The sequence below is a fragment of the Oleiphilus sp. HI0117 genome, assembly GCF_001635235.1.
In genome coordinates this window covers 1-8,492 of sequence record NZ_LWGA01000657.1, presented here as the reverse complement: position 1 = coordinate 8,492, position 8,492 = coordinate 1, and the positions used below count along the sequence as shown (strand labels likewise).

The window sequence follows — 8,492 nt, the reverse complement described above, 5'->3', positions numbered from 1 at the left end:
ACGTTCTTAATGATAACCCACTTTCAAGCCACTTCTTAACAATGGCTTCTTTAAACTCTTTTGAATAATGCTTCACTCATATTCTCTTACCGCCTCCTATTCAATTATTAAAAATTAACAGAGGCGACAACTATCCTGACACAGGGGGATGGGGTAGTAATAATCGTAGTAACCAGACGGGTGCTTCGAGACATACTTCACACGTCCATCTACAGCTAGATCAGACACACATGAATCAATGGACTCTTCCCTGTTAGAGCCACATGCACTATGCAGAGGTACAACACTGTCATCGCCGCCTGTAATCAGCGGGTGCGTAACGAGACCAAAAAGCTCATCACCCGTACCTGCAATACGCAAGTTAGGGATCGAATTAGACGTACCAGACGCGGCTAAGCCTCGAGCAATTTCAGGCTGCAATTCATACGTCATACCAATTCGCGTGCTGGGCAATGTAATATCTGCACCAATCCAATCGGAAATAGCATTAGCAATAGTAGAGCCGTAGTTGATACCATTAAACAGGTCAACACCTATGTTCGCCAGGTCAGTACCACCACCGGCACCCGCCATGGCGATGACCGCGTCAATGTTTAAGTTATTGGCATAATCACCCAACAGTGAAGCATTTTGAGGATCCATAACATAACGCATTACGATATCGCCCGTTGAGTGCAATACCAACACACAACCATCAACACAAAAGTTAGGTGTGTCTGCGAAGATTTCTTGCAACTGATTGGCAACAAGCTCACCATTATTACCTGGTCCAGTTAGGTGTTTACCTGAATCATAGTAAAGAATTCTAGCATGTGGGTCTGCCGTCTGATTGATCGATCCATCTCCATGCCGAACAATACCGTTACCGCCGTTGTATAGTTCAGACGTCCCCCAATATCGATAGCCATCTTCCTTACCGTTGTCACCTGGATCAGCGGCAATATGCGTGGGCCAATACCCTTGGATGAGTAAAATATTCTTACCCGCAATTTGACCTGCGAAGCTAGAAAGGCTAGACGCCGCCATGCATAAAGCGACGATATACTTGAGTATCTTCATGATAATTCTCCTGTCCTTTTATCTTTATTTTTAAGAGCTTAATTATGTGTTGAGTAGTGATTTAAGAGCTTGTCTGCTACAGAAAGTTGCTAGCCTTAGTGAGTACTCCCTAGTTGATTTAAGAAATCCAAACGTGATTGCGCGCTCTCGTCGATGTATGGAACGTCGTCATATTCGCTAAAAGAGAAACCGGCAACAGGATATGTAGACGCGCCGACCAGCCCTTGCTCCACGGTATATTTTGGTGCAGACGCCCCCCTGGTAAACGAAAGATCCCTGAGTTCATAAGGCCCTTCATGGCCCATATTTTTAAGTGCTGCGATGTGTGCTTTCAGTAAGAGCACACCGCTCTCTGAGTTGAGCTCTTCAACCGTATTCAGGTGCACAAGAGGTGTGCCTAAATCAGCAGCATAAAGATTTGCTTTAATGGCATGCAAGCCGGGAGCAGAGGTCGTCACCTGCATTGGAATCTTGAGGTATTCTCCTTCAACCTCGACCTCACCAAGCCCCTCTATAGACGCAACCGTCTTGGGGTACCTTATTAATGAGGTAATCGCATAGGTATTTCCATCAATCGTAAACTCGGCAACAACATCCATGTCTCCCTGATCGCTCACAGGAATATTGCTGAGGTCATCAAAATGCAAGCTGTATTGCTGGTGAGCATGATTAGAACCGTCATCTGAGCGAATAACACCTTGGTTTTTCGCGACAATCTGTCCACCAACTCGAACTAGCCCCGTGACATGCACAGAGTTACGAGCTTGTATGCCTGTCACATCTGCGACGGCGACAACAGGTTCGCCAGGGTAATAGTTAAACTTAGAGGTCTTGAGAGCAATACGAGGCCCTACCTCTTGTATCTCTCCATCAACGTCATCAAGATTGATCGGTCGACTAGACTGTACGGCCCGATTGGGTAAATACTCAACCAAGTCCTGTTGCTGATGAATCGGGCGCGAAAAAGTAGGGTATTTAATCTCCTGAGCAAAATGAGACGCTATTTGCTGGAAGCGATATTTGACCTCTCGCCCCTCAAAAGGATCATTCCTGTCTTCAATAGCTAAAGGCGCGTCATCGGGAGACATGTTCGCAGTCTCTGCCAAAGACTGAGCTTCAACACCAATGGTTATTTCCTGAATTTTCTTGGGGGTGCCAAGCTTTGACGTTTCCTGTACTGGTTCACTTTGAAGAGCGACAAAGCCAACTCCAGCGAGTACAGAGACGCCAGCAATCATCTTAGCATTACGAGATCTTATTATTTTCACTATCCATCCGCCTGGAGTATTTAATTACTTTGTGAGTCATAGAACGAATAGGAAAAATAATACGGCGAGTATGTATTTTATTAACCCGCCCATTTGGGGGGTATTAGTGATTTATGAGAACTAGGTTATACCCCATATGTCGGTATTGCTATTGGCACCCCACCCAATCCTGACTCTTCATTGCGGCTCCTTAAAGAAAGTCTATGCAGTAATGACAAATGCAAAGACCGAAGCAGTAAGCGTCAGGATCAAGTCTAAGTGGACTAAAAAATTCACCCTCAAGCTACAGTATTTGGTAATAGTTGCTGTAAGAGTGTATTGCAATCTTGTTCTGGCATAAATTTGGGAACAGGATAATTGAAATAGGCTTCGCTCATGGCATCTTTAACGATGGAAGGAAAGTCTTCTTCTTGAAGCTCAGCAATCGTTTCCGGGATATCGACCGCTTTATTAAACGCAAAAAGATACTCTACCACTCTCTTTGCTGATTGTTTTGTGTCGTCTCCTTGTTGCACGATGCCAACTTCTTGTGCAATCGTTGCCAGCTTGACTTCAATTGAAGGCGCTGAATATTGAATCACATGCGGTAATACAATTGCATTACCCAAGCCGTGGGCAACACCATACTTCGCACCCAATTGATGAGAAATAGCATGTACGTAGCCCAGTGATGCTTTCGTAAACGCTAGTCCTGCTTTGTAAGAAGCTAATGCCAGCGCACTTCGTGCCTCAATATTACTTCCATCCTTAAAAGCAATAGGCAGGTTTTTGAATATTAAACGAATAGCTGCGAGGGCTTGCTCGTCTGTGTAAGCACTACCATTTCTTCCGACATACGCTTCAATAGCATGGGTTAAGGCGTCCATTCCTGTCGCTGCCGTCAACGCAGGCGGTATCGTAATCATAAATACTGGATCAAGTGCGGTGGCTAAGCTGGCTGTACGAGGGTCAATAACGAAGCTTTTACTTTTAGTCTGATTATCAGATATGACGGATATAACCGTCACTTCTGAGCCTGTGCCAGCTGTTGTTGGGATAGCGTAAAACGGCAAAGGTTTCTTAAGTGCTTTGAAATAACCGGTAAGTTTTTCTGGTTTTTTCTTATTGGAAGCACTCAAGGCAATGACTTTAGCAAGGTCCATCGCAGAACCACCGCCGATCGCTAGCACGCTTTGGCAATTGTTTTCATTTAGCAGATTCAATGCTTCATTCGTGATACTGAACGTCGGGTCGGGTTCTACACGGTCAAAAATAGTCACACTAATATTAAGTTCGGCAAAACGATCAATAATCGGCTGCACCTGCCCTCTTCGAATTAGCCCAGCACCCGTTACAATCAGTACGCTTTTATGCTTCTGGCTCGCCATGTAATCGATCAAATCAAGTGAAGAGTTTTCTCCCTCGAATAACTTAGGTTCTTTAATCAACGGTAGGCTGGCTGTGAGTTTTAGACAAAACATCCAAACATAGTTTAATAGCTTTCCAAAAAAGTCGTTCATAGCGTTAAGTCCTTATTCGACTGCATTGCATAATGATAATAGCTTGTGAGCAAATTGATTCTATTCAGGAGGATGCTCTTCCTTAAAACGGCGCTGATTATCTTCGTTGATAAAATCAGGGAACCATTTTACTTTCGGGAAGAATAGCACTCTTACCAGGCCGATAAGCATCCACATAAAGCACACACTAAAGATGAGACCACAGGCCCAGGTAATGTACTCGAAGTTACCGGAGATATACTTCATTCCCCACCAGGAGATGATGTCTGTTAACGAGGCAATCAACCCAACCGGAAATATCCATTGATAGACCTTAAGGCGACTGAAGTGCATAGAGAAAGGTATACCGATGATAAAGAAGCTGGTTGTGAAGCCAAATAGGTGGGCATGCGTGAAAGCAATCAGCTTGCCTTCACCCATTTGCTGAAAATAGCTGGGTGCGTCACCATGCAAGTGGACTTGGTAATGCGCCTCCATCGCGCCAAACACCAAGGCTATGCCATAAAGTATGACCGCTACACCAATACCCCGCTGCGCCGCGATAGGCAGGTTGTGAAGATCAAACTCCATACCCGTTTGCTTGAATGGGAAAAACCAGTTGATTAAGAAGCAAGAAAAGAAGAAAAAGACCACAAGCGCGATAGGCGCTCCAATGTCTTCCCATGCTGTTTTTTCGGGTGGCACAATGACCAATTCCTCTTCAGCGATAGGCGCATCACTGAAGAAATCAAATTCTGCATTTTCTGCCAAAGCAGGACTCGCCCCCAAGCTCAGGAAACAAACCGTAAACAGTGCTAAGAAGGGTGCCCTGAATGAAGCCGTTAAGGTTAACAAGATGCTGAACAAACTATTAGCTATCAAGCCTTGCATTCTTAAGCCCCCTTCAAGCGAATATAAACCAAGGCACCGGCACGTTTAACTGCACTGTTTATCGCAGTCGCCAGCCCATCACCATCGCGCTTAGGTATTGAGTGAAGTGCTGAGCCCTTAAAACCTTGAAATAGCTCCGCCCCTAATTCGAAAGGAAGTTCCTGTGACTCTAAAGCTTTAACTTGGCTAATATTCAAGTGACGATCTGTCGACATCAATAAGAAGAAGGTTTCATTCTTATATATCACAGGAAAGATGAGACTGGTCCCTATCGGACGACGATTTGCGACAGGGATGTATATCGTGTTCTCGTCTTCACCGCTAAGCCTTACACCCATGGCCTCAGCCCGCTTAAGGTCTTTCTCAGTTAAGGTGGCATCAAGCGGTTTCCAAGCTTCAGCCTTAGGAAATAACGTTTGCACTTCTTTTGGAATAATACTGGATAAATCAAGCCAATTTCCCGGTTTAGAAGGCAGCGAATTCGGATTACCCGGGTTAGATTTTTTGACCGCTTCAACACCGTTAGCGATACCATCTTTATCACTGTCCAGCTCGGCGATCAGTCTTAAGGCGGCTTTGTTTTTTCCCTGATCTTCAAAGGCCTGTCCGTAAAAGTTTAAAGGTGTACCGCCACCTTCTTTGTGGCAAGCGTGACAAGATGGCGTATAGCCATAGTGCTGCTTGTATTGACGCGCAAAGGCAGGCATCGCGTAAATGTTTGCGGCATTCAATATCAAAACCAAGGCGAGCGATAGCTGTATGGCCTTTTTCAACATCGCTACTTGAAGTATGTGCATTGATAATATTCTCTCGATTATTCCACGATAGTGATTAGTATAGATTAAAAGCTAAACAAGCTTGGCACCGTGTCTCGCATCAGCTGTAATTCATCACCCTCTTTCCCTTCGTCACTCAAAGCCTCGACAAGCATTTTATACTGCACAGAATCTCTTGGCGGCATTAAGGTACTTTCCTTATCAGTATTCTGATAACGCTCCCAGTCCAGAACGTCTCGAATTTCTGCTTTATCTTTGATCTTATCAAGCACAATTTGCTCGTTATCACCTGACATAAAATCAAGGCGCTTAGCAGGGTTACCTCGATGACAAGTGAAGCAATACTGCTCAAACAACTTAAGTTCTTGATATTCGTTTATCTCTAACTTAGGCGCGCTACTCACTCGTGGCAAAGACATGTCAGATGTATCTAAACAACAATACTGAAGATCCTTAGCTAATAAAGCCTTCATAGTTGCCACCCGAGAAAAAGGCTTTGCTTCAAAGAATTCAACCGGTAAGTCAGAAACTCTTTGCAAGATGGCGTCTATCTTGTAGCTATAGTGAGCGTTGAGTGTTTTCAAATCTGAGTCAGTGAAGAAACTGGCGATACCATAGACACCATCGATATCCGATTTACTTAGCGTTTGTTTTGGCTCCCGCTTCGTTAATGGGTCCTGCCTTGGTGGCAGAGGTGGTAGCTTTTCAAACGCATTGAGATCTTCATTGTCTTTGGCGCCGTCACCAAAGCTAATATCAGGAGTAAGGGTTGCGTATAGCCACTCGGTAAAGGTGTTTGACTCACCACTTGGGTCTCGATTAGCCAAGTCGGATTGTGGCACCTTAATGCCCGTCTCGGGATAAGTATTCGCCCAGAGCTTGAGTAAGGTATTCACCTCTTTACTCATTGAATCAAACAAGCCTGGCTGATCTGCGTAACGTAGAGCGAGTGACAATAGTGCACGTCGACACTCATTGCCTTCGACTCCACAAGCATCTAGCCATACGCGCTGGCTAGCTACATGAAAATTTCCAACATCAGTGAGTTCATCAAAACGCTCAGGCGTAGCCAGCGGTTGTTCAATGTCTACCCCCCAATAAGGCTCGTTACCTCTGGCCGCCTGTATACGTTTAGCAACACTTAACTGTCCATTGGTTTCTTGCCAAGGGCGCTGCGAGAAAATAGGCCCGCCCCCTTGGTGGCAGGTCAGGCAGATCGCTCGACGAGTATAGACAATTCTTGGCACACACCCTTCACAATAATTTTGCACCAGCTGAAACTCAAACCGCCCTGCGCCTTCATTGTAGCTAAGCACCTCTATTTCATTTGCCCCTTCGACTAGCGCAACAAAAAGCTGGCCTTGGGTATTCATACCCAAACCCGCTGGGGTGTTTTCTTCCTGAAAGTCTGGCGCAATCAGTATTCGAGGTAAATGATGATCAGCTTGGCCTTTTAGCAGTGAACGGCCATCAGGAATCAGCAATGACAGCGGCGCTTCACCTTCAGGGTGCTGGCTCTGCAAGAGCTTGATCATTTCAGTAAAAGGGTAAGGCAAGCCATCATTCTGCGCGATTATATGGTCGAACAAAGAACGGGTTCCCTCAGGAGGGAGGTCTGTATCAGGTATCAGCTGACTATGCAGAGACGACTCTTCTACACCATCAAGAGATTGAGTGAGTTCAGAAATAGACGGATTATCAGCGTGATTGATAGACCAATATGTAATGCCAATAGCGAGCATACACAACAGGACTAACGCACTTATTGCTCTAGATAGATTCATTATTAACATTGCCCAGCTAAAGCAGCCCTTGTGATAACAAAGCTGCCTCAGCTCAAGCAATTAGGCCTCCCCATTCGTTTTTCATGACAAACATGAGTACCAAACGTTACATGAGTTTCAAGAATTCACGTAGGGCTAGTTTTTCTTCTGCAGGTAGATCTATACCAAACTGGTGGCCTTTGTTCTCAACAAAATCACCGCACTTCAAGAATACTGCATCATGTGGATTAGACGAAAGTACATGCGCAGCAGGCGTGCCTTTAGGGAAATGGACAATGCCATCTGGCTGACCGCTTAAGGTAATATTCAGGTCATGCTGTAACTTAGTGATCTTCTGCGGGCGACTGTTCTCTGCCAGCGGATCGTCAGACTTCATCAACTCATCGAAGGCCATTTCGAATTGTTCGATACGTCCTTTAACCGTGTAGTCAGGTGAACCGTCTTCAAGGAAAGTCACTTCACCAATCGCATTGTTATGTAGGAATGGAGCCGTTGCCCAAGCCGATAATAGAGAGAAGTTTCTCAAGTACCCTGGGCCACCTTCAATCTTCTTCTCGCCAATCTGCATACCACCGACGATTGGCGCGACAGGGTTAAGCACCTTAGGAATACTGCCCGGTGAAGGCTTATTCTTGTAGGTCTCAGATGAGAACTCTTCAAAGATGTGGCCTTCATTATGATTGTCATGAATGGCTCGACAATAGTTTGTACCAATGATATCGAAAGGCACTAACTCATCGTTTGACAGCCAATCCTGACCAAAGATACCTTTCTCGGCGAACTGCTTAGGACGTAACTTACCGGACTCATCTTTCTGCATAAATTTCGCAATAAAGGCCGGATCATTGCGCTCTGCGTCAGTGAACTCTAATTGCCAGTAATCTTCCGAACCAAATACATGACCTTCGTAGAACTTGGCCAAAGCATTCTTATCTGCACGTACGTTTTCTGGTGCCATTTTCGAGCTGTGGCAACCTGCACACTCACGAGCAAAAACTTTGCGGCCTTCTGGAACCTTATCCAAATCGATATAATCCTTACCTGCTTTGCCATCCAGGTCTTGAGATGCTAGTAGATAGGTCGGGCCGCCAGTAATCAAGAACGCAGCCAGGTCATCCATTTTTGCATCGGCATAGTTCCACGCATCACATTCGTTTGCACATTGCATAATACGCATTGGGCTTTGCTTATTGCCTTGGCCGAAATGCTGCCCAGGATGCGGAAAGTTAGGCACCC

The 8,492-nt window shown here is 45.3% G+C and carries 7 protein-coding genes; all 7 read right to left on the bottom strand.

The window, feature by feature from the left end; all coding sequences use genetic code 11:
• Window positions 1–114: 114 nt before the first annotated feature.
• Entirely contained in the window at window positions 115–1,059 is a 945-nt protein-coding gene (locus tag A3757_RS08675) for a hypothetical protein (protein WP_068567632.1), read from the bottom strand.
• 95 nt (window positions 1,060–1,154) lie between these two features.
• Window positions 1,155–2,327, bottom strand: a complete 1,173-nt coding sequence (locus A3757_RS08670; protein ID WP_156490166.1) for a hypothetical protein — start codon at window positions 2,325–2,327, stop codon at window positions 1,155–1,157.
• Between the two features lie 278 nt (window positions 2,328–2,605).
• Window positions 2,606–3,826 carry an iron-containing alcohol dehydrogenase gene (locus tag A3757_RS08665; protein WP_068516511.1) on the bottom strand — a complete coding sequence of 407 codons (1,221 nt, stop codon included), beginning with the start codon at window positions 3,824–3,826 and terminating at the stop codon, window positions 2,606–2,608.
• A 60-nt stretch (window positions 3,827–3,886) separates the two neighbouring features.
• A complete protein-coding gene (locus A3757_RS08660) occupies window positions 3,887–4,696 on the bottom strand; it encodes a hypothetical protein (RefSeq protein WP_068516514.1) in 810 nt (269 codons plus the stop codon).
• Window positions 4,697–4,698: 2 nt separating this feature from the next.
• Window positions 4,699–5,493: a hypothetical protein gene (locus A3757_RS08655; protein ID WP_068516515.1), complete on the bottom strand. Its 795-nt coding sequence runs from the start codon at window positions 5,491–5,493 to the stop codon at window positions 4,699–4,701.
• 44 nt (window positions 5,494–5,537) lie between these two features.
• Window positions 5,538–7,256 (bottom strand): hypothetical protein, encoded by a 1,719-nt coding sequence (locus tag A3757_RS08650; protein WP_156490165.1) that lies wholly within the window; start codon window positions 7,254–7,256, stop codon window positions 5,538–5,540.
• Window positions 7,257–7,362: 106 nt separating this feature from the next.
• Window positions 7,363–8,492: hypothetical protein (locus A3757_RS08645; protein WP_197469952.1), on the bottom strand; the 1,130-nt coding region annotated here is incomplete at its 5' end.